Source organism: Nocardioides ganghwensis (assembly GCF_014779655.1).
In the GTDB taxonomy this organism is placed as follows: Bacteria; Actinomycetota; Actinomycetes; order Propionibacteriales; family Nocardioidaceae; genus Nocardioides; species Nocardioides ganghwensis.
In genome coordinates this window covers 224,780-246,872 of the sequence record NZ_JACXYX010000005.1, presented here as the reverse complement: position 1 = coordinate 246,872, position 22,093 = coordinate 224,780, and the positions used below count along the sequence as shown (strand labels likewise).

The window sequence follows — 22,093 nt, the reverse complement described above, 5'->3', positions numbered from 1 at the left end:
TCATGCCGGGGCGGACCGACCCTGCGACAGGGCCAGGGCGCGGGCGAGACCGGGAGCCAGCGGCAGTCGCGGGAGGAGCGTCGCCTGCACTGCGTGGTAGAGGTCCGGCTTGCCCGGCCACACGCTCGCGTGCGGACGGTTGGCGGGGTCGAGCTCGTGGTGCCACGACCCGCGCTCGCGGTCGAGGAGGTGCTCGGCGGCGTACGCCCACCACTCGGCGTAGCGACGTGCGTAGGCCTCCTCACCCGTACGCCGGTGCAGCGCCGCGGCGGCCGCGATCCCCTCGGCCGCGACCCAGTGCATGCGCTGGCGCACGACGGGCGTGCCCGACCAGTCGGTGGTGTAGACGAAGCCGGGAGCGCCGTCGGCGTGCCAGCCGTCGGCGACGGCCCGGTCGAACAGCAGCCGCGAGGTCTCGAGCAGCCCGGGGGGCGCCTCTGCTGCGAGCGCCGCCTCGACGTGGAGCAGGAGCCGTGACCACTCCAGGCCGTGGCCGACGGTCGCGCCGTAGGGCTTGAACGGGTCGTCGGGGCGGTCGCGGTTGAGCTCGAGGTCGACCGACCAGTCCGGCCCGAAGTGCTCGGGCAGCCGCCCGTCGTACGCCGGCGCGAGGTCGACCACCAGGCCCGCCAGGCGGCCGGCCCGCCGGTGCCAGCTCGTGTCGCCCGTCGCGTCGCCGACGGCGAGCATCGCCTCCAGCGAGTGCATCGTGGAGTTGAGCCCGCGGTAGGGCGCGGCCTCGCTCCAGGTGCGGTCCCACTCGTCGAAGACCCGGCCGAGGTCCTCGTCCCAGAAGCGTCGCTCGAAGACCTGCGTCGCCTCCGCCAGGAGGTCGTCCGCGCCGGGCAGCCCGGCGACGGTCGCGGTCGAGGCGGCGAGCATCACGAAGGCGTGGTCGTAGCAGGACTTCGCTGTGCCCTCCGGCTCCCCGTCGGAACCGATCGCGCCGAACCAGCCGCCGTGCTCGGCGTCCCGGAGCGTCGTACGCAGACCGTCGAGCGCGGCGGTCGCGATCGGCGTACAGCCCTCGACGCCGAGCAGCGCGCCGAGCCCGTGCACGTGGACCATGCGGCTGGTGATCCACGTGTGGACCGGACGCGACAGGTCGGGTGCGCCCTCGTCGTCGAGCCAGGCCGCGCCACCGAGCGGGTGGGCGACGCGGCGACCGAAGTCGAGCAGACGACGGCACTCCGCGTCGAGCCACGCATCGTCGGGAGGGGTGCCGGACAAGCCCTGGTCGCTCACACCGTGAGTCAAATGCACGAGACCCCCGCCTGTCGACGGGGGTCTTGCGACTGGACTGCGTCCAGTGGCAGGTAGAGGATTCGAACCTCTGTAGGCAATGCCGGCTGATTTACAGTCAGCTCCCTTTGGCCGCTCGGGCAACCTGCCGGGCCGTGCGGAACAATAGCAAGGCACGGACTTCTCCACGAATCGCCGGGGCACCCCAGAAGGACCCCACAAGCAAGCCCCCAAGGAGGCACACCATGGCTGACTCGAGCTTCGACATCGTGAGCAAGCTGGACCGCCAGGAGGTCGACAACGCGCTCAGCCAGGCGGCCCGCGAGATCGCCACCCGCTTCGACTTCAAGGGCACGGGCGCGTCGATCGAGTGGAAGGGCGAGAAGGCGATCGAGATCACCGCTTCCGCCGAGGACCGCGCCAGCGCCGTGCTCAGCGTCTTCCAGGACAAGCTGATCAAGCGCAACCAGAGCCTCAAGATCCTCGACGCCTCCGAGCCGCGCCAGTCCGGGCAGGTCGCCAAGATCGACATCGCGCTCAAGGAGGGCATCACCTCCGAGGACGCCAAGAAGATCTCCAAGCTGATCCGCGACGAGGGCCCCAAGGGCGTCAAGGCGCAAGTGCAGGGCGAGGAGCTGCGGGTGTCGTCGAAGAAGCGCGACGACCTCCAGGCCGTGCAGCAGCTGGTGAAGGCGCAGGACTACGACTTCGCGGTGCAGTTCACCAACTACCGCTGAGCCGCGCGCCTCTGAGCGTGGGACGGCGAGCAGTCGGCGGGTTCATCCAAGGATGGTGGACAGCGGACCGGGGAGTCATGGCTTGCCCTGGGCGAGCTCGGATTCCCCGGTCCTGCCGCGTCGACGCACATCGGGACTGCTGTGCCGCTTCCCACCCTGCCGCTCGGGCCGCATGCCCGCCGTGGGTCCAGCGCCTCACCAGCGACCGGTGATCACCAGCGCCTGACCTCCGCGAGCTCGCCCACGAGCACCACGACCGCGCGGACCGGGTCGGCGGGCAGCGCCCGTGCCCCGATCTCGGCGACGGTCTGGTCGTCGGCGCCCCGCCCGGCCGCGTACAGGGCGTGGTCGGCGGCGAGCTTGCGCAGCGCCGAGGCGTTGGCGGTGAACATCGTCGGCCTCGTGGCCGCGAGGACCACCGCGTCGGCGGCGGTGCCACGCGCTGCGGTGAGGATCGCGGGGACCGGGGTGTCCGCGCCCAGGAAGCGCACCCGTACGCCGCGCTCGCGCAGCATCAGCGCCACGCAGAGCAGCACCATGTCGTGGCGCTCCCCCGGCGGGCACGCGAGCAGGACGACTGGGGCGGTGGCCGCGCCGTCCACGGCGTGCGGCGGCACGGCCGCGAGCGCGGTGAGCTTGCGCCGGAGCATGTCGCTCACGAAGTGCTCGTGCGCGACCGAGAGCGTGCCGGACTCCCAGCGGTCGCCGACCTCCTGGAGGAAGGGCAGGACGACACCGGTGACCGCCCCGGAGAGGGGTACGTCCCACAGGAGCCGGGCGATGGCGATCTCCGCCGCCTCGGCGTCGAAGGTCTCGACGGCTGCCCACAGCTCGTCGGTGGTGGTCGTGATGGTCACACCTCGCACGCTAGTGCCCCGCGGGCCCGCCCGGGAGGATTCGGCCGCTGCTCCCGCCCCGCCGGGTGGGGCCTCAGACGGCCGCCGCCATCCGGGGCACCACGGCCGCGCCGGGGGCCGGGGTCAGCCAGACGGTCCTGCCCTCCTCGAGCCGCTGGGCGCGGGCGTGGGCGCGGGTGACCACCACGGACACCTCCTCGCCGTCGACGGTGAGCACCGTCAGCCGGACCTCGAAGCCGATCCGGACCAGGCGGGAGATCGTGCCCTCCACGCTGCCCGCGAGCGACGGAGAGGACTCGAGCTCGATGTCGTGCGGACGGAGCGCCAGCCCCCCGAGATGGGTGACCTCGCCGAGGAACGACATCACGAAGTCGTTGGCGGGCTCGTCGTAGAGCTGGTCGGGCGTCCCGACCTGCTCCACGCGCCCCTCGTTGATGACGACGATCTCGTCGGCGACCTCGAGGGCCTCCTCCTGGTCGTGGGTGACGAAGACCGTCGTGACGTGCACGTCGTCGTGCAGTCGCCGCAGCCAGTCGCGCAGCTCCTTGCGCACCTTGGCGTCGAGGGCGCCGAACGGCTCGTCGAGGAGCAGCACGCTCGGCTCCACCGCGAGGGCACGGGCCAGCGCCATGCGCTGGCGCTGGCCGCCGGAGAGCTGGGACGGGAGCCGGTGGGCGAACTGCGAGAGGTGCACGAGCTCGAGCAGCTCGCGGACCCGGTGCTCAATCTCGTCCTTGGGCCGCTTGCGGATCTCCAGGCCGAAGGCGACGTTCTTGGCGACGGTCATGTGCTTGAAGACCGCGTAGTGCTGGAACACGAAACCGACGTTGCGCTTCTGCGCGGGCAGGTGGGTGGCCTCGACACCCTCGATGCTGACCGAGCCGGTGTCGGCCTTCTCCAGCCCGGCGATGATCCGCAGCAGGGTCGACTTGCCGCCGCCACTCGGCCCCAGCAGGGCCGTCAGCTGGCCGGTGGGGATGGTGACGTCGACGTCGTCGAGTGCGACGAAATCACCGAAGTTCTTGTTCAGGCCTCGGACCTCGATGCTCATGACTGACCTCTCAGGGGTGGTTCTTGGGACGGATGATGGCGACGACGACGATGCAGGCGACCGACACCATGGCCAGCAGGAACGCGGTCGCGTAGGCGCCCTGCTGGTCGAAGTTGAGGTACTTCTCCTCGACGGCGAGGGTGGCCGTACGCGTCTGCCCGAGGACGTTGCCCGAGACGACCTTGACCGCGCCGAACTCGCCGAGCGATCGCGCCAGCGTCAGCACGACGCCGTAGGTGATGCCCCACTTGATCGACGGCAGGGTGATCCGCCAGAAGCGCTGCAGGCCGCTCGCCCCGAGGCTCTCGGCGGCCTGCTCCTGCTCGGTGCCGATCTCCTCGAGCACCGGCACGATCTCGCGGATCATCAACGGCAGCGCCACGAACGTCGTGGCCATGATGATGCCCGGGGTGGAGAAGATGACCTGGAAGCCCGCGTCGAGCAGGAACGGGCCGAACCAGCCGTTGCGGCCGCCGTAGACCAGCACCAGCGCGAGGCCCACGACGATCGGCGACACCGACAGCGGGATGTCGAGCAGCGCGTTGAGCAGCCGCTTCCCCGGGAACTCGTGGCGCACGAGCAGCAGCGAGATCCCCACGCCGAACAGCGTGTTGATCACGACCGACCACACCGCGACGTACGCGCTCAGCTGCAGCGCGACGACCATGTCGGGGTCCTCGACGAGCGAGCGGATCGAGTCGAAGCCGTTGGCGAAGGTGTTGGTCGCGACCAGCGATACCGGCCACGCGACCAGGAAGAACAGGTAGGCGGTGACGACGAACCGCATCAGGTAGGTCACCGGCGTCTTGCGGACCCGCGGCGGGCGTCGACGCTCCTCGGCGGGCGGCGCATCGACGATCTCGGGCACCAGCGTGTCAGCCACGTGCGGCCACCCGCCTCTGGATCAGGTCCAGGAGCACGATCACCGCGAGCGAGATGGCCAGCAGCACCGTCGCGACGGCGGCGGCCGCCGGGACGTTGTCGTTCTCGATGCTGCTGAGGATGCGCACGGAGGTGACCTCGGTCTTGAACGGGAGGTTGCCCGACAGCAGCACCAGCGAGCCGTACTCGCTGACGCCGCGGGCGAAGGACAGGGCGGCGCCGGCGGCGATGGCCGGCGCGAGGCTGGGCAGGATGATGCGTCGGAACGTGGTGATCCGGCTCGCGCCCAGCGAGGCGGCCGCCTCCTCGACGTCGCGGTCGAGCTCCTCGAGCACCGGCTGCACCATCCGCACGACGAACGGCAGCGTGACGAACAGGAACGCGAGGAAGACCGCCGGTCGCTCGTTGGCGATGTCGACGCCCACCGGGCTGTCGTTGCCGTAGAGCGAGAGCAGCACCAGGCCGGCGACGATCGTCGGCAGCGCGAAGGGGATGTCGATCATCACCTCGAGCACCGACTTGCCCCAGAACCGGTCGCGGACCAGCACCCAGGCGATGAGCGGGCCCATCACGACGTTGACGGCCGTGACGCCGAGGGCGGTGAGGACGGTGAGCCGGATGGCGGCGGAGGTCTGGCCGTTGGTGATGGTCGCCCAGAAGACGTCCCAGCCGCCCTCGACGGCCGTGACGACGACTGCCATGAGGGGGATCAGGACCAGCGCGCTGAACCAGATCATGGCGATGCCGAGCCCGAGCCCCGACGACCGCGTGAGCGTGGAGCGCGGACCCGACCGGCGAGGAGCCCTCGCCGGTCGGACCGCTGCGATCTCGGTGGAGGTCATGGACGAGGGCAGCTCACTCGAGGGAGAGACCGGCGCCGAGGATGGCCTCGAAGATGAGGCCGTTGTCCTCGTCGAAGAACTTCGTCGAGACCTCGTCCCAGCCGCCGAAGTCGTCGTCGACGGTGAGCAGCGTCTCGACCGGCGGGAACGGGTTGCTCGGGTCGGCGGCGCCCTCGACGGTGCCGCCGAAGTCGACGTCGTCGCGGATCGGGCGGAAGCCGGTCAGGGCGAACTGCGTCTGGCCCTCGTCGGAGAGGACGAAGTCGAGCCAGGCCTGCGACGGCTCGGAGGCGTCCTCGAGGATCGCGCCCGCGTTCTCGATGAGCAGCGTGGTGTCCGGGAGGACGTACTCGAAGCCCTCGTCGTTCTGCGCGGCGAGGATGGCCTCGTTCTCGTACGCCATCAGCACGTCGCCGGTGCCGCCGAGGAACGCGGTGGTGGCGTCACGACCGCTGCTCGGCAGGGAGACCACGTTCTCGAAGAACTTGTCGACGTAGTCGGTGGCCTCCTCCTCGGTGCCACCGTCGCTGATGACCTGGCCGTAGGCGGCCAACGCGTTCCAGCGGGCTGCACCCGACGAGGCCGGGTTGGGCGTGACGATCTCGACGCCCGGCTTCACCAGGTCGGCCCAGGTCTTGATGTTCTTGGGGTTGCCGTCGCGGACGCCGAACACGACGACCGAGTGCGACACGACGCCCTTGTTCTCGCCCTGGTCCCAGTCCTCGGCGACGAGGCCCTCGTCGACCAGCCGGGTCACGTCGGTCGGCACGGAGAAGTGGACGTAGTCGGCCTCGAGGCCGGCGGCGACCGCGCGGCTCTGGTCGCCCGACGGGCCGTACGAGGTCTGGAACTCCACCCCCTCGCCCTCGGGCGTCTTGACGAACTCGGAGGCGATGTTCTTGTTGGCGGCCTCGGGGACCGCGAAGCCGACGATGTGGATGGTGTCGGCCGCGCCGGAGTCGCCGCTGGCGGCGCCGCCGGACGCGCAGGCGGTGAGGGCCAGCCCGGAGACGAGCGCTGCCGCGAGGGCGGCACGTGAACGGATCTGCATGGGGGATCTCGGCTTTCTCGATCGGTGAGCAATGTCGAGTAACATACATGACTTTATTGACCTCGGTGACATTGGTCGTCGAGTGCCCGCGTGTCGTGGGTCACGCCCTGCGCGTGGACGCTGCTCAGGAGGCGTCCATCACGTGGGGAGCGGGATCGCATCGCCCGTCCCGCGGCTACTGTTGGGGGTTGGGAGAGGACTCTCGAGACACGTAGGAAGCAGGGGCAAGAGGTGACCCAACCCGCCAAGCAGGTCAAGCAGCTCGACCGCGTCATCATCCGGTTCGCGGGCGACTCCGGCGACGGCATGCAGCTCACCGGTGACCGGTTCACCCAGGAGACCGCCGCGTTCGGCAACGACCTGGTGACCCTGCCCAACTTCCCCGCCGAGATCCGCGCGCCCCAGGGCACGCTCCCCGGCGTCTCGTCGTTCCAGGTGCACTTCGCCGACCACGACATCCTCACCGCGGGCGACGCCCCCGACGTGCTCGTCGCGATGAACCCGGCCGCGTTGCGTGCCAACCTCGGCGACCTCCACAAGGGCGCCACGATCATCGTCGACACGCACGACTTCACCGCGCGCAACCTGACGAAGGCCGGCTACACCGAGAACCCCCTCGACAACGACACCCTCGCCGAGTACGCCCTCCACACCGTGGACCTCACGGGCATGACGGTCGAGGCGGTCAAGGAGTTCGGCCTCTCCCGCAAGGACGCGTCCCGCGCCAAGAACATGTTCGCGCTCGGCCTGCTGTCCTGGATGTACGGGCGCCCGACCGAGCCGACGACGTCGTTCCTCGCCAAGCGCTTCGCCAAGGTGCCCGACATCCGCGACGCCAACGTGACGGCCTTCAAGGCCGGCTGGAACTTCGGTGAGACCACCGAGGCCTTCGCGGTCCAGTACGAGATCAAGCCGGCCGTCATGCCGCCCGGCACCTACCGCAACATCACCGGCAACCTCGCGCTGGCGTACGGCCTCGTCGCCGGTGGCGTGCAGTCCGGCCTGCCGGTGTTCCTCGGGACCTACCCGATCACCCCGGCCTCCGACATCCTCCACGAGCTGTCGAAGCACAAGTCCTTCGGCGTGACGACCTTCCAGGCCGAGGACGAGATCGCCGGCGTGGGTGCCGCGATCGGCGCGTCGTACGCCGGGCACCTCGGCGTGACGTCCACCTCCGGCCCGGGCGTGGCGCTCAAGTCCGAGGCGATCGGCCTCGCGGTGATGACCGAGCTCCCGCTCGTGGTCATCGACGTCCAGCGCGGCGGCCCCTCCACCGGCCTGCCCACCAAGACCGAGCAGGCCGACCTGCTGCAGGCGATGTTCGGCCGCAACGGCGAGGCGCCGGTGCCGATCGTCGCGCCCCAGTCCCCCGGCGACTGCTTCGCGGCGGCCGTCGAGGCCACCCGGATCGCGGTCACCTACCGGACCCCCGTGCTTCTGCTCTCCGACGGCTACCTCGCCAACGGCTCCGAGCCGTGGCGGGTGCCGACCGTCGACGAGCTGCCGGTCATCGACCCGGCCTTCGCCACCGAGAAGAACCACGGCTCAGGCGAGGAGGCCGAGTTCTGGCCCTACCTCCGCGACGACGAGACCCTCGCGCGCCCGTGGGCGATCCCGGGCACCCCCGGCCTCGAGCACCGCATCGGCGGGCTCGAGAAGGGCGACGGGCACGGCAACATCTCCTACGACCCGGCCAACCACGACTTCATGGTCCGCACCCGCCAGGCCAAGGTCGACCGGATCGCCGACTCGATCCCGCTGGTGGAGGTCGACGACCCGTCCGGCGAGGCGAAGGTCCTCGTGCTGGGCTGGGGGTCGACCTACGGCCCGATCGGCGCCGGCGTACGCCGCGTGCGCAAGGCCGGCTACCACGTCGCGCAGGCGCACCTGCGCCACCTCAACCCGTTCCCGAGCAACCTCGGTGAGGTCCTCAAGGGCTACGACAAGGTGCTCGTGCCCGAGATGAACCTCGGCCAGCTCTCCCTGCTGCTGCGCGCGAAGTACCTCGTCGACGCGGTCGGCTACAACCACGTCCGCGGACTGCCCCTCAAGGCCACCGAGCTCGCCCACGCCATCGGCGAGCTGGTCGGACAGGCCGAGGGGATCGACATCGACCTCGGCGTGTGGGGCGAGCCCACCCAGAAGGAGCACATCTGATGAGCATTCCTGCTGACCTGGGCCTCCCGGGCCTGCGTTCCGGCACCGAGGGCGTCCCGACCCTGCCCGAGGGCGCCCAGCCGCAGACCGGCAAGGACTTCACCTCCGACCAGGAGGTCCGCTGGTGCCCCGGGTGCGGCGACTACGCCGTGCTCAAGGCCGTGCAGTCGTTCCTGCCGGACCTCGGCCTGCGCCGCGAGAACATCGTCTTCGTCTCCGGCATCGGTTGCTCGTCGCGGTTCCCCTACTACCTCGACACCTACGGCATGCACTCGATCCACGGTCGCGCGCCGTCCATCGCGACCGGCATCGCCACGGCCCGCGAGGACCTGTCGGTGTGGGTCGTCACCGGCGACGGCGACGCGCTGTCGATCGGCGGCAACCACCTCATCCACGCCCTGCGCCGCAACGTCAACATGACGATCCTGCTCTTCAACAACCGCATCTACGGGCTCACCAAGGGCCAGTACTCCCCCACGTCGGAGACCGGCAAGATCACCAAGTCGACCCCGATGGGCTCGCTCGACCACCCGTTCAACCCGGTGTCCCTCGCGCTCGGTGCCGAGGCGTCGTTCGTGGCGCGCACGATCGACTCCGACCGCAAGCACCTCACGTCCGTGCTCGCTGCGGCCGCCGCCCACCGGGGCACGTCGCTGGTCGAGATCTACCAGAACTGCCCGATCTTCAACGACGGCGCCTTCGACGCGATCAAGTCGCCCGACACCAAGGCCGACGCGATCATCCCGCTCGTGCACGGCCAGCCGGTCACCTTCGGCGCCGAGGGCGCGAAGGCCCTGGTGCGCGACGAGCAGACCGGCGGCGTGAAGGTCGTCGCGACCGCCGACGTGGCAGCCGCGGACATCCTCGTCCACGACGCCCACAACGAGGACCCCACCGTCGCCTTCGGCATCTCGCGGCTGACCGACTCGGGCTACCTCAACACCTCGCCCATCGGCATCTTCCGCCAGGTCGAGCGCCCGACGTACGACGACCAGGCGCGCGAGCAGGTGGCCGCGGCCACTCCCGACGCCTCCGGAAATGACGACACCGCCGACCGCGCCGCACGACTGGCGGCGCTGATCGGCGGTGGCGACACCTGGACGATCATCTGATCGTCTGCCTGGTCGTCCAGCTGCTCGTCCAGGTGTCGGCTCCGGCTGTGGGTCAGTCGAAGTAGAGCGTCCAGACCTCGCCCTTGGTGTTGCCGTAGCCGTTGGAGTGGTCGACCTTCGAGCGCCACTTCCAGCGACCCCTCTCGGGGGCGTAGATGCGGGTCTTGAAGACGCCGCTGTCGTTGGTCTTGATCTTCTTGACGGTCTTCCACTTGCAGGTGCCGCACTTCTTCTTGAGGATCTTCACCTGCTGGTTGGCGTAGGGCAGCAGCGTGCCGTCGAGCTGCGGCTCCATGACGGTGCCCTTGAGCTTGAAGGCGTTGTAGGAGACCTGCTTGGTGTCCGGCGGGATCTCGTCGATGATCCGCTTGGGCTGCGACCCGGCGCTCGCGCTCGCGCTGAGCACGCCGGCGACGAGCAGTGCGGCGAGCAGTGCCGCCAGGACGGTGCGGAGTGTCCGCATGGTTGATTCCCCCTCGAGAACGATGGCGTCTGACCGTCGGGGTACCCCACCCCGAGACCGCACCATCGTAGGCGACGAGCCGCAACTACACTCCGTGAGTGCCAGATAGCCGTCGTGGACTGATCTTCGGCGCGTCGGCGTACACCCTGTGGGGCACCTTCCCGCTCTACTGGACGCTGCTCGAGCCCGGCGGCGCGATCGAGATCCTCGCGCACCGCATCGTCTGGTCGGTGCTGACGATGGCGGTGATCCTCGTGCTCGCCCGGCGGGTGCACCACTTCCGCGCGCTGGTTCGCGACCGTCGCCGGCTGCTCCTGATCGGCTGCGCGGCCGTCGTGATCACGGTCAACTGGGGCGGCTACATCTGGGGCGTCAACAACGGCCGCGTCGTCGAGACGTCGCTGGGCTACTTCATCAACCCGCTCGTCACCGTGCTCATGGGCGTCCTCGTCCTCGGCGAGCGGCTGAGGCGCCTGCAGTGGATCGCCATGGCCATCGCGTTCGTCGCGGTCGTCGTGCTCACCGTCGACTACGGCCGGCCGCCGTGGGTGGCGTTGGTCCTCGCGTTCTCGTTCGGCACCTACGGGCTGCTCAAGAAGCAGGCCGGCGTCGGTGCGGTCGAGAGCATCACCCTGGAGACGATGGTCATCGCGCCGTTCGCCGCGGCGTACATCGGCTGGCTGGTGGCGGCGGGCCAGTCCAACTTCGGTACGCACGGTCTCGGGCACGCGCTGCTGCTCACCACGACCGGCATCATCACCGCGGTGCCCCTGATGCTCTTCGGCGCCGCCGCCATCCGGGTGTCGATGGTCTCCCTGGGCCTCCTGCAGTATCTCGCCCCGACCATCCAGTTCGCCCTCGGCCTGCTCGTCTTTCGCGAGGACATGCCCGCGAGCCGCTGGATCGGCTTCGGCCTGGTGTGGGTCGCGCTCGTGATCTTCACCGTCGAGGCGGTCAACCACCGACGCCGCCAGCTGCGGCTGGTCGCGCAGGCCAGCGCGATCTGATCCACCGCTTCTCCTCCGCCAGGGTCGTCGCAGCCGTAGCCTTCGCGGCATGCGTCCCACCTCGCGCCTCGCCGCGGCCGTCGCGTCGGCAGCCCTGCTCCTCCCGGCGTCGCCTGCCAGCTCCGACACCCACCACCTGTCCGACCCCGCAGGCGATGGCCTGAAGGGACGGCGGCTCGACATCACCGGGGTGACGGTGGCCAACGGCAAGGGCGCGATCCGCGTGGACGTCTCGTTCGTCCGCGTCGCAGTGGGCGATCTTGGCGTCCGCATCCAGGCTCGTGGCACACAGGCTCGCGACCAGGTCGTGGTCTTCGGTACACACCGCGCCGCGGGCGACCGGGCGGGCCTGCTCGCCGAGGGCGGGCGGCAGGACTGCTCGGGACTGCGGGTCGACTGGGACAGCGATGCCGAGACCGCGTCCGTTCGGTTGCCGGCCGCCTGCTTCCGAGCCGGCGACTACGGCGCTGTCCGCGTACGGGTGATCACCGAGATCGGGAGCGACGCCGACCTCACCCCTGAGAGCAGGACCGGTGGCTGGCCATGGTCCCGGTACGTCGCGCGGGGCTGACGCACCGCGTAGGTGATCGAGTGGCGAGCGCCGCCCCGCTCACCCATATCGCGGGTCGCGTAGCCCGCGAGGGACGAGCGGGTGTGTCGAGACCGCCGCCGTTCGAGGCCAGTGTCGGTGGCCATCCCTACAATCGAACGCATGATCGAGCAACTGGCAGTCCAGGCAAGAGGGGTCGCAGACGACCTCTCGGCCTCCGAGCTGCTCGCCTCGATCAAGGCCTCCCGCGACCTCGAGCACGCCGAGGCCGCCCGCCAGCTCGGTCTCGCCGCGGCGTGGGCGGACCTGCACCCGCCGGAGTCGATCCACGACGCCGCGTCCTTCACGGTGCCGGGGTGTGAGCACGAGGAGCCCATCGCCGGCGAAGGGACTCCCTTGGTGGCGGAGTTCTGTGTCGCCGAGCTCGGCACCGTGCTCGGCATCTCCCCGACGGCGGCGAAGAAGCTCATCGGCCACGCCCTCGAGCTGCGCCACCGCCTGCCGCGGTTGTGGGCGCAAGTCCACGCCGGCCGGGTCCCGGCGTGGCGGGCCCGTGCGGTTGCGGAGACGACGATCCACTCGACTCCTTCGCTGACGGCTGAGGCGGCGGGGTTCGTCGACTCCCAGGTCGCCGCCGTGGCCGGGCGGATCGGTCCTGCGCAGCTCGACCGGCTCGTCGCGGAGACGATCAAGCGCTACGACCTCGCCACCGCCGACCCCACCGCCGACCCCGAGGACGGATGGCAGCACGTCGACCCCCGTCACGTCACCGTGGACACCGACGACGTGCACTACGCCGGCACCCTGCACCTCGAGGCCGACCTCGACATCGCCGACGCCCTCGACCTCGACCGCGCCGTCGCGCACCACGCAGCAGTCCGGAAGGCCCTCGGCTCCACCGAATCGCTCGACGTGCGGCGGGCCAAGGCCCTCGGGGACCTCGCCCGCACCCAGACCGCGCTCGACCTCCTGACCGGGGGCCCGGGCACGGACCGCGCCAGCGGGCCGCACCCGGAGACCCGGAGACAGGACCGGGCGGACTCCACCGACGACCGGCCGGACCTGCCGGCGGCGCGTGAGGTCGTCATCCACGCCCACTTCGACGCCTCCGTGGTCGGCGAGCAGACCGTGTTCGGCTCCACGGGTCGGATGGAGAACGGGCAGCGTCTCGTGCTGCTGGACCAGGTCCGGTCGTGGTGCGCCGACAGCCGCACAACGGTGACGATCAAGCCCGTGATCGACCTCAACGCCCAGCTCACCGCCCAGGGCTACGAGATCCCGGACCGGATCCGTGAGCAAATCATTCTCCGCGACCGCACCTGCGTGTTCCCGTGGTGCACGAGACCGGCCCGCGGCTGCGACATCGACCACATCACCGCGTACGACCATCACGCCGAGGCCGAGGGCAGACCCCAACCCGGGTCGACGATCACGGACAACCTCGCCTGCCTGTGCCGGTTCCACCACCGGCTCAAGACGCATTCGGCCTGGAACTACCGGATGACCGCGCCCGGGGTGTTCGAGTGGACCAGCCCCCACGGCCACCGCTACCGCCGCGACAGATCAGGCACCACCGCACTCGACCCACCCGCACCACCCGGCATCCAGCGACCACGCCGACGATGACCCCGCCCCACACCCCGCCAGAGACCGACTGGTCGGGGTCACAGGCACGCCAAGCCCCACTCGCCGCTCTGACCAGGTGCGTCGCCGGCTGCCAGGGGGTGCCCCCCTCCTGCCACCGCGTCCACACGAGGGGAGCCAGCACGCGCGGGAGGTCAGTCGCGCGACCCGGGCGTGTAGGCGAACCAGCCGATGTCCCGACCACTCGCCCGCGCCTCGGCCAGTCGGCGCCGGGTCTCGCTCAGCGGGGGGAACGGCCTCTTGGCGGGAGGCAGCTTCTCCCGCGTCGAGGTCGTGACGTCACCCTCCCAGAAGACGAGGAAGCGCTCCTCCGGAGGAGTTGAGGCGAACAACTCGTCGAAGTGCTCGAGGAGCCACGTGCGCCGCAGCCCGTGTCTCCGGATCACCCGTTCCCACTGGTCGGGCGTCACGAGAACAGTGAGATCTTGCCGCCCTTCGCGCCTTACGACGTAGCGGTTCGGGGCCTGCTGATCGACCTGACCCTCGTGGGCGAGCACCTCCAGGAGCATGGCGTGCTGCTCGGCACGCGCGGGCAAGTCACGGTCGTCGTCCCGGGACTGCTCGTGTGCCCTGACGTGCTCAGGGATGTGGCGCACCAGCCGCGATGCGATGCGAGGCGCGTAGTCCTCGGGCTCGGTGTAGCCGCTCACCTCTCGCCACTCAGCGTCGAGGGGGAGCAGCAGGGAACCCTCCCGGGGAACGACCACATCGTCTGGAAGGTCGAGCACGTAGGAGATGTCGAGCTGGTTGCCATGTTCCCCAGGGACCACGGCGATCGCCGTCACCTTCACGTCAGTGCCGAATCCGTCGCCGCGGTCGATCCAGTCGTCGCCGAGGTGTCCCGGCGAGATCCGCGGATCGGGCGGCGCGGTGAGGATCGCATGCAGCTGCCGGGCATAGTCCTCGTCGTCCATCGTCCAAGGGGACCACACACGGTTCGCGCCGCCTACGAACCGCGACATGGGTCCGCAGTCCCACGCGCGACCGGGACCGTCAGGACCCGAGCGCCCGCACGACCCGCCGGCGGCCGCTGGCTGAGGCTGCGCTCCCGGGCCTGTCCGACGATTCCCGGAGCGGCTGAGATCCCGGGCTCGGGCGCAGGGACACACGGCGGAGCGACGGTCGATCCAGGAGGCGGGAGGTTCCCGCCGTACGGGATCGGGTGATCGAGATGCGGACCTCACTCCTGGCGGCAGCGATCGCTGTGGGGCTGGCGACGGCGCTGGCAACGCCCGCGCTGGGTGCAGCACTCGGGGGCGACCCGGCCGCCTCGTCGCCGCTGCCCGCACGCGGCGTCGCGCCCGTGCCGGCAGCACCGACTGCGACGCCTCCGAGCGCTGCAGTCGTCTTCAACGACCCGACCGGTGACAAGGCCGCGCAGAACCGGATCGCCGACCACATCCGCCGAGCCATCGACGCCACCCCGCACCACGGCACGATCCGGATGGCGGCCTACAGCTTCGACCGGCCTGACATCGCCGAGGCGCTCGCCCGGGCGTGCACCCAGCGCCACGTCACCGTCCAGGTCGTCCTCAACGACAACTTCGTCTCCGAGTCGTCCCGTGACCTGCGGCGGCTCCTGGGTACGGACGCGCTGTCGAGCCGCGGCGCCTGCGACCCCGGCAGCGAGGCCGGAGCGGGAGCGGCGCCGAGCTTCGTCAAGGTCTGCCACGCCAGCTGCCGGCTCGGCGACCGCGGGAACCAGCACATGAAGGTCTACCTGTTCTCCGCGACCGGCGGTCAGCCGCACGTGGTGATGCTGGGGTCCGCCAACCTGACCGGCTACGCCGCCGGGGTCCACTGGAACGACCTCGTCACCTTCACCGGCAGCGAGCAGCTGTACGTCGACTACGGCCGGGTCTTCGACGAGCTCGCCGCGGACCGCCACGTCGAGGCACCCGAGGTGCGGGTGACGCACGGTGACGTCACGACGAGCGTCGGGGCGGGACCGTCAGCGAGCCCCGGTGCCGATGCCGTCGCCGAGCGCCTCACCGGCGTCACATGTGACGCGCCGCCGGGAACCGGGGAGGCGGGCCGGACCGTCGTCCGCATCAGCATGTACGGCTGGCGCGGTCAGCGTGGCCTCGACCTGGCCCGGCGGGTCGCCCGGCTGAGCGGCGCCGGATGCCGGGTCCAGGCGCTGGTGAGCGCCGCCGGGCCGGACGTCGTGGAGACGCTGGTCCGCGCCGGCGTTCGCATCCGGAGCGCCTCCCTCGACGTCGACGGAGACGTCGCCACCGGGTTCGAGGACTCCGGCTGGGAGCACTTCGTCCACGAGAAGTGGATGTCGGTCGACGGCACCTGGGACGGCTCGGCGACCCGAGCGGTGTGGACGGGCTCCGAGAACTGGTCCGACGTCTCCCTGCTCAACGACGAGCTGGTGGTCATGATCCCGCGGCCCCGGATCCACGACGCGTACGTCGCGCACTTCGACACCATCTGGGACCGGCACTCGAGGGAGCTGGCACCGGCGCCCCAGCAGGAGCAGGTGTGAGACAGCGTCGCGGGCGAGCCCGCGTCAGGACGTGCGCGTGGCCACGATGTCGGCGAAGGACTCCAGCGCCTCGCGGACGGGACCGGGGTCGAGGGCCTCGAGGAGCTTCTTGGCGCGAGCGGCCTCGGCGAGCACGTGGTCGCGGGCCTGGTCCATCGCGGGGTGCGCGCGCATCAGCTCGAGTGCCTCGGCGTGCTCGGCGTCGTCGGTGAGCGGGCGACCGAGCAGCGACAGCAGGCGGGCGTCGGCCGGGTCGGTCGAGGCCTGCGCCATCAGGACCGGGAGGGTCGGCACGCCTTCGCGGAGGTCCGTGCCGGGCGTCTTGCCGGAGGCGTCGGACTCCGATGCGATGTCGAGGATGTCGTCGGTGAGCTGGAACGCCGACCCGACGATCTCGCCGTAGGCGCTGAGCGCCTCGACGACCTCGGGCCGCGCCCCGCTGAACATCGCGCCGTAGCGCGCCGAGGTCGCGATCAGCGAGCCGGTCTTGCCGGCGACGACGTCGAGGTAGTGCGCGAGCGGGTCCTCGCCGGGACCGGGCGGGACCGTCTCCATGATCTGGCCCTCGACGAGGCGGGTGAAGGTCTGCGCCTGGATCCGTACGGCCTCCGGGCCGAGGTCGGCGGTGAGCTCCGACGACCGGCCGAAGAGGAAGTCGCCGGTGAGGATCGCGACGTTGTTGCCCCAGCGGGCGTTGCCCGTGGCCGCACCGCGCCGCAGGTCGGCCTCGTCCATGACGTCGTCGTGGTAGAGCGAGGCGACGTGGGTGAGCTCGACGACGCAGGCAGCGGTGTGCACCTCGTCGGCGTCAGGGTCGGGCCCGGTCTCGGCGGCCAGCAGCACCAGCAGCGGCCGGAACCGCTTGCCGCCGGCCATCATCAGGTGGGTCGCGGCCTCGGAGACGAAGTCCGCACGCCCCCGGCAGTGCTCGGCGAGCAGCTCCTCGATGCGCGCCAGCCGCTCGACCAGCCGCTGCTCGAGAGCGGCGTCGACGACAGGCAGTGCGAGGGGAGAGTCGGTCACCTGATGAATTCTCCCGCAACCGCCGCCAGGTCGAGCACCGGCCCCGGCAGCACGCCGAGGACGAGGGTCACGGCCACGCCGACGGCGATGGTCGTCGCGGTCAGCACGGACGGGTACGCCACGCTCGGGCCGGCCCCGACGGGCTCGTCGAAGTACATGACCTTGATGACCCGGATGTAGAGGAACGCGGCGATGATGCTGGCGAGCACGGCCGCCACCACCACGGGCCAGGCACCGGCGGCGAGGGCCACGGAGAACACCGCGAGCTTGCCGACGAACCCGGACGTGAGCGGGATGCCCGCCATCGCCAGCAGGAAGAAGGCGAACACGCCCGCCACCACGGGCGACTCCTTGCCGAGGCCGGCCCAGCGGTCGATCGCGGTGGTCTCGCCACCGCCGTCGCGCACGAGGCCGACGACCGCGAAGGCGCCGATCGTCGCGAAGCCGTAGGTCGCGAGGTAGAACAGCACCGCCTGCACCGAGCTGATCTCGCCGGTCGCGAGCTGCCCGGAGGCCTGCACGCCCAGCACGCCGGTGAGGATGAAGCCGGTGTGCGCCACCGAGGAGTAGGCCAGCAGGCGCTTGATGTCGCTCTGGGTGATGGCGAGCGCGGCGCCGACGAACATCGACAGGATCGCGATGATCCACAGCATCGGCTGCCAGGACCAGCGGTCCGCGCCGAGCGCGACGTAGTAGAGGCGCATGATCGCGCCGAAGGCGGCGACCTTCGTGCCGGCGGCCATGAAGGCCGTGACCGGGGTCGGCGCCCCCTGGTAGACGTCGGGGGTCCACGCCTGGAACGGCACCGCGCCGACCTTGAAGAGCAGGCCGACCGACATCAGGCCGGTGCCGATCAGCAGCAGGCTCGAGCTGCCGACGTCGTTGCGCACGGCCTCGTTGATCGCGGCGAAGTCCATGGAGCCGGCGAAGCCGTAGAGCAGGGCCGCGCCGTAGAGGAAGAAACCGGACGAGAACGCGCCGAGCAGGAAGTACTTGAGCGCGGCCTCCTGGCTGAGCAGGCGACGACGCCGCGCGAGGCCGCTGAGCAGGTAGAGCGGCAGCGACAGGATCTCGAGGCCGACGAACATGGTGAGCAGGTCGTTGGCGGCCGGGAACAGCATCATGCCGAAGACCGCGAACACCATGAGGGGGTAGACCTCGGTGTGCTCGCGGTTGGCCGCGATGGACGCGGTCTCCGCGTCGGTGCCGGGCACCGCGGCGGCCTGGCCGGCGAAGGCCGAGACCCCGCCGTCGAGGTGACGCTCGGCGAAGAGCAGGACCCCGGCGATGGACAGCGCGAGGACCAGGCCCCAGATGAACAGGCTCGGCCCGTCGACGGCGATCGTGCCGCCGACCGCGAGGATGCCGCGCGCGGCGCCGTCCTCGTACGTCTGCACGTCCTGCGCGACCAGCACCACGCCGACGAGCGCGAGGGCGAGGCCGCCGAGGGCGAGGACCACCTGGACGGGGTAGCGCAGCGTGCGCGGCAGGAACGCCTCCACGACGACGCCGAGGCAGGCGACACCGAAGACGACCAGCAGCGGCCAGAGCTCGAAGTACTCGATGCTGGGCTTCACGAACTCGGTCACTGGGGACCACCCTCCTGGCCGATGCCCACCGCCGCGAGCGAGTCGTGGACGAACGGGTTGATGACGTCGAGCAGCGGCATCGGGTAGAAGCCGAACAGCACGAGCGCGAGCAGCAGCGGCGCGAGGATGCCGACCTCACGCCGGTCGAGGTCGACCACCGGGGCGACGCCTGGGCGGTCCGGGCCGGTCATGGTGCGCTGGTACATCCAGAGCGCGTAGAACGCCGCCAGCACGATGGCCAGCACCGCGACCGAGCCGACCAGCCAGTGGTGGTCGAACGCGGCGACGATGACCAGCATCTCCGAGACGAACGGCGACAGGCCGGGCAGGCCGGCCGCCGCGAGGCCGCCGACCAGGAAGAAGCCCGCCAGCACCGGGGCGCTCTTCTCCACGCCGGCCATCTCGCGGATCGACGCCGTCCCCGTCCGGTGGATCAGGAAACCCGCCACCAGGAACATCAGGGCGGTCGCGATGCCGTGGTTGACCATGTAGAGGATCGCGCCGGTGCCGCCCGTCGGGCTGAACACGAAGATGCCCAGCACGATGAAGCCGAAGTGCGAGAGCGACGTCAGACCGATCAGGCGCAGCACGTCGTCCTGGCCGATGGCCACGAGCGCGCCGTAGATGATCGAGATGAGCGCGAGCACCACCACGACCGGCGTCGCCCACTGCGAGGCGTCCGGCAGCAGGCCGAGGCAGAACCGCAGCATGCCGAAGGTGCCGATCTTGTCGAGGATGCAGACCAGGAGCACCGAGGTGCCGGTGGTCGCCTTCTCGGTGGTGTCGGCCAGCCAGGTGTGCACCGGGAACATCGGCGCCTTGATCGCGAAGGCGATGAAGAAGCCGACGAACAGCCAGCGCTGGGTGGTCTCGTCGATGTCGAGCGCCGCGAGGTCGCTGATCAGGAAGCTCGGGTTGCCGGCGTCGGCCGAGACCACGTAGAGCCCGATCACCGAGGCGAGCATGATGAGCCCGCCGGCGAGCTGGTAGATGAGGAACTTGGTCGCGGCACGTCCCCGACCGGCCCGGCCGAAGCCGCCGATGAGGAAGTAGGCCGGGATGAGCGTGGCCTCGAACACGACGTAGAAGAGGAGCACGTCGGTGGCGGTGAACACCGCCAGCGACATGGCCTCGAGCGCGAGAGTCCAGGCGAAGAACGACCGGGCGCCGTTGTTGCCCTCGGCCTCGGACTCGTTCCAGCCGGCGAGCAGCACGATCGGCACGAGGACGACGGTGAGCAGCACCATGAGCAGGCCGAGGCCGTCGACGCCGAGGGCGTAGTGGACCCCGAGCGACTCGATCCACGTACGGGTCTCGGTGAGCTGCATGCCCCCGCCCAGGGAGTACCGGGTGGCGACGACGACGCCGACGACCAGGGTCGCCGCGGAGAAGCCGAGGCCGACCAGCCGCGCGAGCGCGCCGGGCACGAGGGCCGTGACGACCGCGCCGAGCAGCGGCAGCAGGATCAGGATGGTGAGGATCATCGGAGGTTCACCGCCAGGAGAGCCAGGACGACCAGCAGGGCGCCACCGAGGAGGGACAGGGCGTAGGAGCGTACGAAGCCGTTCTGCACACGCCGCAGCGTGGAGGACAGGCCGCCGACGGCGAGCGAGCCACCCTCGACGGCACCGTCGACACCGTGGCGGTCGAAGGCGGTGAGCCCGCCGACGAGCCCGGCACCGGGGCGTACGACGACCGCGTCGTTGATCGCGTCGCCGTAGAGGTCGGCGCGCGCCGCACGGGTCGCGAAGGACACGTCGCGCGGGGCCTCGCGCGGGATCTCGCGCCTGCCCACGAGGAACCAGGCGGCGGCGACGCCGATCGCGACGACCGCGGTGATGATCAGGGTGATCACGATCGCCGGCAGCGGGGGCTCGTGGTGCTCCACGGTGCCGGTGACCGGCTCGAGCCAGGTCTTGATCCAGTCGCCGAGCAGCAGCACGCCGCCGAGGACCGAGAGCGCGGCCAGCACGATGAGCGGCACCGTCATGACCCGGGGCGACTCGTGCGGGTGGACGTCCTCCTCCCAGCGCTTGCTGGTGAAGAAGGTCATCAGCATCAGCCGGGTCATGTAGAACGCGGTGATGCCGGCGCCCAGCAGCGCGAGGATCCCGACGAGCAGGTTCTCGGCGAGCGCGGTCTCGATGATCCGGTCCTTGGACCAGAAGCCGGAGAAGCCGGGGAAGCCGATGATCGCGAGGTAGCCCATGGCGAAGGTCAGGAACGTGACCGGCATCGCCTTGCGGAGCGCGCCGTAGTGACGCATGTCGACGTCGTCGTTCATCCCGTGCATCACCGAGCCGGCTCCCAGGAACATGTTGGCCTTGAAGAAGCCGTGGGTGAGCAGGTGGAAGATCGCGTAGGGGTAGCCGGCCGGGCCGAGGCCCGCGGCGAGCATCATGTAGCCGATCTGGCTCATGGTCGAGCCGGCCAGCGCCTTCTTGATGTCGTCCTTGGCGCAGCCGAGGATCGCACCCCACAGGAGCGTGACCGTCGCGACGACCACGACCGCGGTCTGCGCCACGGGGGTGAGCTCGTAGATGAAGTTGGCGCGGACCACGAGGTAGACGCCGGCGGTGACCATGGTCGCGGCGTGGATGAGGGCGGAGACCGGGGTCGGGCCCTCCATCGCGTCGAGCAGCCAGGCCTGGAGCGGGACCTGCGCGGACTTGCCGCAGGCGCCGAGCAGGAGCAGCAGGCCGAGGGCGTTGAGCGTGCCCTGGTCGGCCTCGCCGGCCAGCTCGCTGACCGCGCCGAAGTCGGTGGTGCCGAACGTCGCGAACATCAGCGCGATCGCCAGCGACAGGCCGATGTCACCGACGCGGTTGATGACGAAGGCCTTCTTGGCCGCGGCGGCCGCGGACGGCTTGTGCTGCCAGAACCCGATGAGGAGGTAGGACGCCAGGCCGACGCCCTCCCAGCCCAGGAACAGGCCCACGAAGTTCGCCGAGAGGACCAGCGTGAGCATCGCGGCGACGAAGAGGTTGAGGTAGCCGAAGAACCGGCGGCGGCGCGGGTCGTGCTCCATGTAGCCGATGGCGTAGACGTGGATCAGCGAGCCGACGCCGGTGATGAGGAGCAGGAACAGCGCGGCCAGCGGGTCGTAGAGCAGGTCCATGCCGACGGTGAGCGACCCGGTCTCGAACCAGGTCCACAGCTGCTGGCCGATCTGACGCTCCTCCGCGTCGCGGCCGAGCAGCGTCACGAACAGCACCAGGCTGAGCACGAAGGAGAGCGCGGCCATCGCCGTGCCGAGCAGGTGGCCGTGCTTGTCGACGGTCGCCCTCAGCGACGGCGGGAGGAACGGAGCCACGCCGAGCAGCAGGACAGCGCCGAGCACGGGCAGCGCGATGACCAGCCACAGCAGGTCGAACACGCCGCCGGCACCCATG

At 70.6% G+C, this 22,093-nt stretch carries 19 protein-coding genes and 1 tRNA gene; 7 read left to right on the top strand and 13 right to left on the bottom strand.

All coding sequences use genetic code 11. The features are described from left to right. Together IEZ24_RS08220 and IEZ24_RS08215 are read right to left on the bottom strand one after the other, a co-directional pair. Window positions 1-1,245, bottom strand: coding sequence for an AGE family epimerase/isomerase (locus IEZ24_RS08220; protein ID WP_129456169.1), 1,245 nt, complete (start codon window positions 1,243-1,245; stop codon window positions 1-3). Between the two features lie 65 nt (window positions 1,246-1,310). Next, window positions 1,311-1,392: transfer RNA gene (locus IEZ24_RS08215), tRNA-Tyr, on the bottom strand. A gap of 95 nt (window positions 1,393-1,487) precedes the next feature. Between IEZ24_RS08215 and IEZ24_RS08210 the strand changes: the two genes are divergently transcribed. After that, on the top strand, window positions 1,488-1,979 hold the full coding sequence (locus tag IEZ24_RS08210) for a YajQ family cyclic di-GMP-binding protein (RefSeq protein ID WP_129456168.1): 492 nt from the start codon (window positions 1,488-1,490) through the stop codon (window positions 1,977-1,979). Window positions 1,980-2,191: 212 nt separating this feature from the next. Here the strand turns inward: IEZ24_RS08210 and IEZ24_RS08205 are convergent, their stop codons facing one another. The 5 genes from IEZ24_RS08205 to IEZ24_RS08185 form a co-directional block, all read right to left on the bottom strand. Further along, window positions 2,192-2,836: a cobalamin B12-binding domain-containing protein gene (locus IEZ24_RS08205; protein ID WP_165356143.1), complete on the bottom strand. Its 645-nt coding sequence runs from the start codon at window positions 2,834-2,836 to the stop codon at window positions 2,192-2,194. A 73-nt stretch (window positions 2,837-2,909) separates the two neighbouring features. After that, window positions 2,910-3,887, bottom strand: coding sequence for a sulfate/molybdate ABC transporter ATP-binding protein (locus IEZ24_RS08200; RefSeq protein ID WP_129456166.1), 978 nt, complete (start codon window positions 3,885-3,887; stop codon window positions 2,910-2,912). Between the two features lie 10 nt (window positions 3,888-3,897). After that, window positions 3,898-4,770, bottom strand: coding sequence for a sulfate ABC transporter permease (locus IEZ24_RS08195; RefSeq protein WP_242498558.1), 873 nt, complete (start codon window positions 4,768-4,770; stop codon window positions 3,898-3,900). Further along, window positions 4,763-5,611 carry a sulfate ABC transporter permease subunit CysT gene (gene cysT, locus IEZ24_RS08190; RefSeq protein WP_129456165.1) on the bottom strand — a complete coding sequence of 283 codons (849 nt, stop codon included), beginning with the start codon at window positions 5,609-5,611 and terminating at the stop codon, window positions 4,763-4,765. The genes IEZ24_RS08195 and cysT overlap by 8 nt, the downstream gene beginning before the upstream one ends. A 13-nt stretch (window positions 5,612-5,624) precedes the next feature. Continuing rightward, window positions 5,625-6,662 (bottom strand): sulfate ABC transporter substrate-binding protein, encoded by a 1,038-nt coding sequence (locus tag IEZ24_RS08185; RefSeq protein ID WP_129456164.1) that lies wholly within the window; start codon window positions 6,660-6,662, stop codon window positions 5,625-5,627. A gap of 231 nt (window positions 6,663-6,893) precedes the next feature. Here IEZ24_RS08185 and IEZ24_RS08180 point away from each other — a divergent pair, with 231 nt between their 5' ends. Together IEZ24_RS08180 and IEZ24_RS08175 are read left to right on the top strand one after the other, a co-directional pair. Next, window positions 6,894-8,819, top strand: coding sequence for a 2-oxoacid:acceptor oxidoreductase subunit alpha (locus IEZ24_RS08180; RefSeq protein ID WP_129456163.1), 1,926 nt, complete (start codon window positions 6,894-6,896; stop codon window positions 8,817-8,819). Next, the gene (locus tag IEZ24_RS08175) at window positions 8,819-9,931 is read left to right on the top strand and encodes a 2-oxoacid:ferredoxin oxidoreductase subunit beta (RefSeq protein ID WP_129456162.1); all 1,113 of its coding nucleotides are present in this window, start codon (window positions 8,819-8,821) and stop codon (window positions 9,929-9,931) included. The genes IEZ24_RS08180 and IEZ24_RS08175 overlap by 1 nt, the downstream gene beginning before the upstream one ends. A gap of 52 nt (window positions 9,932-9,983) precedes the next feature. Here the strand turns inward: IEZ24_RS08175 and IEZ24_RS08170 are convergent, their stop codons facing one another. Next, entirely contained in the window at window positions 9,984-10,394 is a 411-nt protein-coding gene (locus tag IEZ24_RS08170) for a hypothetical protein (protein ID WP_129456161.1), read from the bottom strand. A gap of 98 nt (window positions 10,395-10,492) precedes the next feature. Here IEZ24_RS08170 and rarD point away from each other — a divergent pair, with 98 nt between their 5' ends. The 3 genes from rarD to IEZ24_RS08155 all read left to right on the top strand — a co-directional run bounded on the left by rarD (window position 10,493) and on the right by IEZ24_RS08155 (window position 13,577). Then, window positions 10,493-11,401: an EamA family transporter RarD gene (gene rarD, locus IEZ24_RS08165; protein ID WP_191192832.1), complete on the top strand. Its 909-nt coding sequence runs from the start codon at window positions 10,493-10,495 to the stop codon at window positions 11,399-11,401. Between the two features lie 49 nt (window positions 11,402-11,450). Then, window positions 11,451-11,972 (top strand): hypothetical protein, encoded by a 522-nt coding sequence (locus IEZ24_RS08160; RefSeq protein WP_129456160.1) that lies wholly within the window; start codon window positions 11,451-11,453, stop codon window positions 11,970-11,972. A 141-nt stretch (window positions 11,973-12,113) separates the two neighbouring features. After that, a complete protein-coding gene (locus IEZ24_RS08155) occupies window positions 12,114-13,577 on the top strand; it encodes an HNH endonuclease signature motif containing protein (RefSeq protein ID WP_129456159.1) in 1,464 nt (487 codons plus the stop codon). 152 nt (window positions 13,578-13,729) lie between these two features. Here IEZ24_RS08155 and IEZ24_RS08150 read toward each other — a convergent pair whose 3' ends face one another. Beyond that, the gene (locus IEZ24_RS08150; RefSeq protein ID WP_129456158.1) at window positions 13,730-14,509 is read right to left on the bottom strand and encodes a hypothetical protein; all 780 of its coding nucleotides are present in this window, start codon (window positions 14,507-14,509) and stop codon (window positions 13,730-13,732) included. A gap of 257 nt (window positions 14,510-14,766) precedes the next feature. On the opposite strand from IEZ24_RS08150, the gene IEZ24_RS08145 reads away from it, so the two are divergent. Beyond that, window positions 14,767-16,089 carry a phospholipase D-like domain-containing protein gene (locus tag IEZ24_RS08145; protein ID WP_129456157.1) on the top strand — a complete coding sequence of 441 codons (1,323 nt, stop codon included), beginning with the start codon at window positions 14,767-14,769 and terminating at the stop codon, window positions 16,087-16,089. 24 nt (window positions 16,090-16,113) lie between these two features. Here the strand turns inward: IEZ24_RS08145 and IEZ24_RS08140 are convergent, their stop codons facing one another. Genes IEZ24_RS08140 through nuoL form a run of 4 tightly spaced genes read right to left on the bottom strand, consistent with a single transcriptional unit; the run spans window position 16,114 to window position 22,092 of the window. Further along, window positions 16,114-17,112 carry a polyprenyl synthetase family protein gene (locus IEZ24_RS08140; protein WP_129456156.1) on the bottom strand — a complete coding sequence of 333 codons (999 nt, stop codon included), beginning with the start codon at window positions 17,110-17,112 and terminating at the stop codon, window positions 16,114-16,116. Next, window positions 17,109-18,701 (bottom strand): NADH-quinone oxidoreductase subunit NuoN, encoded by a 1,593-nt coding sequence (gene nuoN, locus IEZ24_RS08135; RefSeq protein ID WP_129456155.1) that lies wholly within the window; start codon window positions 18,699-18,701, stop codon window positions 17,109-17,111. The genes IEZ24_RS08140 and nuoN overlap by 4 nt, the downstream gene beginning before the upstream one ends. After that, the gene (locus IEZ24_RS08130) at window positions 18,698-20,185 is read right to left on the bottom strand and encodes an NADH-quinone oxidoreductase subunit M (RefSeq protein WP_129456154.1); all 1,488 of its coding nucleotides are present in this window, start codon (window positions 20,183-20,185) and stop codon (window positions 18,698-18,700) included. Before IEZ24_RS08130 ends, nuoN begins: the two co-directional genes overlap by 4 nt. Next, complete coding sequence (nuoL, locus tag IEZ24_RS08125) at window positions 20,182-22,092, bottom strand: NADH-quinone oxidoreductase subunit L (protein ID WP_129456216.1); 1,911 nt, start codon at window positions 22,090-22,092, stop codon at window positions 20,182-20,184. Before nuoL ends, IEZ24_RS08130 begins: the two co-directional genes overlap by 4 nt. Window position 22,093 lies beyond the last annotated feature (1 nt).